At 62.2% G+C, this 2,060-nt stretch carries 1 protein-coding gene; it reads right to left on the reverse strand.

Annotation, left to right across the window (positions count from 1 at the left end; all coding sequences use genetic code 11):
- Window positions 1-2,060 (reverse strand): beta strand repeat-containing protein (locus P3T20_RS37060; RefSeq protein WP_429289457.1); only part of this gene is annotated, 2,060 nt, incomplete at both ends.

The following is a 2,060-nucleotide window of genomic DNA, read 5'->3' on the forward strand; positions in this document are numbered from 1 at the left end:
TTGGCAATCGTCGTGCCGTTCGCGCCGTCCAGGCTGATCTGGCCGTGGCTTGCGTCGTCGTACTTGACCACATTGGTCATGTCGGCATTGAGGCCGTCGATACCGTTCTGGACAGAAGCCATCTGGCCGTTCAGGCCGTTGATACCGTCGGTGTTCTGAGCAACCTGGCCAGCCAGACCGTCAATGCCGTCCTTCACCGTTGCCATCTCACCATTCAGGCCGTTGATACCGTCCTGGGCACGCGTGTCCACGTCCTTCAGCTGCGAAACGTTCACTGCGTCCATGTCGGCAACACCGGCCTTCACGTTTGCAATCGTCGTGCCGTTTGCACCGTCCAGGCTGATCTGGCCATGGCTTGCATCGTCGTACTTGACCACGTTGGTCATGTCGGCGTTGAGGCCGTCGATGCCGTTCTGGACAGAGGCCATCTGGCCATTCAGGCCGTTGATGCCGTCCTTCACCGTTGCCATGTCGCCGTTCAGGCCGTTGATACCGTCAGTGTTCTGAGCAACCTGGCCAGCCAGACCGTCGATACCGTCCTTCACCGTTGCCATCTCACCATTCAGGCCATTGATGCCGTCCTGAGCACGCGTGTCCACGTCCTTCAGCTGCGAAACGTTCACTGCGTCCATGTCGGCAACACCCGCCTTCACGTTCGAGATCGTCGTACCCGTTGCGCCACCCAGCGTGACCTGACCCTTCGTCGCGTCGTCGTAGGCAACAAACGCGTTCGTCACGTTGCCCGAGTCGTCCGTGTTCAGGCCCGCTGCCTTCAGTTGCGCCACGTTCACTGCGTCCATGTCGGCAACACCGGCCTTCACATTCGAGAGCGTCGTACCTTCTGCGCCCTTCAGCGTCACGACATCCTTCGAACCGTCGTTGTAGGCCACCGCGTTAGGATCCACACCCGCACCAACCGAAGCCGCCGCCGTCAGCGCATCGCCGACATTGTCGTACGTCGAGCCATTGATCGAATACGTCGGGGCCTTCACCGAGCCATCGGCGTTGACCGCCGCGCCGCCGCCCAAGGCGGCAGCTTCGCTCTGCGAGGCTGCGAACAGTTGCGCGCCGTTGATGGCGTCAACGCTCGAGGCATTGACGGCGCCCTTCGACACACCCGTCAATTGACGTGCGCCCTTCGTGCCGGTGAAGTCAACCAGTGCGCCGTCGGTTGCGCTCGCGACCGTGATTACCTTGGTCGTAGCGTTCTGCTGCACCAGACCAGCCGTGCCGTTGTTGATGTTGTTGACTGTATTCTGCAGGTTCGACACGCTCTGGTTCGTTGCGTACAGTTGCGAGCCGTTCACCGCATCCATGCTCGATGCGCTCAGCCCACCGGCCTTCACGTTGGTGATGGTCGTGCCGCTCGCACCACCACCCAGCGTCACCTTGCCTTTGCTCGTGTCGTCATACGCCACGAATGCGTTCGTCGCATTGCCCGACGTGTCCACATTCAGGCCTGCGGCCTTCAGCTGCGCCACGTTCACTGCATCCGTGTTCGCCGTACCGGCCGATACGCCCTTCAGCTGACGCGTGCCTGCCGTGCCGGTGAAGTCCACCGTCGTGCCTGCCGTTGCACTTGCCACCGTGATGGCATGGGTGGTCGCGTTCTGCTGCACCAGACCTGCCGTGCCGTTGGTGATGTTGTTGACCGTCGTGTTCAGCGTCGAGATGTCGCCGGTGTTCTTGGTGGTCGCGCCGTCGAGCTTGGTGAGTGCCGAGCCCACGTCGCTGAACGTGCCGCTTTGCACCACATACGTCGGTGCCTTGATCGTGCCCGTGCTTGCGTCATAGCTCGCACCGCCGCCCAGCGCCGCTGCCGTTGCCGTACCGTCCGCATTGACCTTCGCGTCTTCCGATTTCAGCTGGCTCACGTTCACTGCATCCGTGGCGGCCGAGCCGGCTGCCACGTTCGTCACACGACGTTCCTTGCCTGCCGAACCTACCGACACTTCGCCGTTCGCTGTCGAAGCCGTACCCGAAAGCGTGCTGTTGCCCGGGTTGTAACCCGCTGCCGTCAGGTTCGCCGTCGTCGTCGAACCCGAACCCAGTGCCACCGA

Source organism: Paraburkholderia sp. GAS206C, from assembly GCF_050435645.1.
Taxonomy (GTDB): domain Bacteria; phylum Pseudomonadota; class Gammaproteobacteria; order Burkholderiales; family Burkholderiaceae; genus Paraburkholderia; species Paraburkholderia phenazinium_B.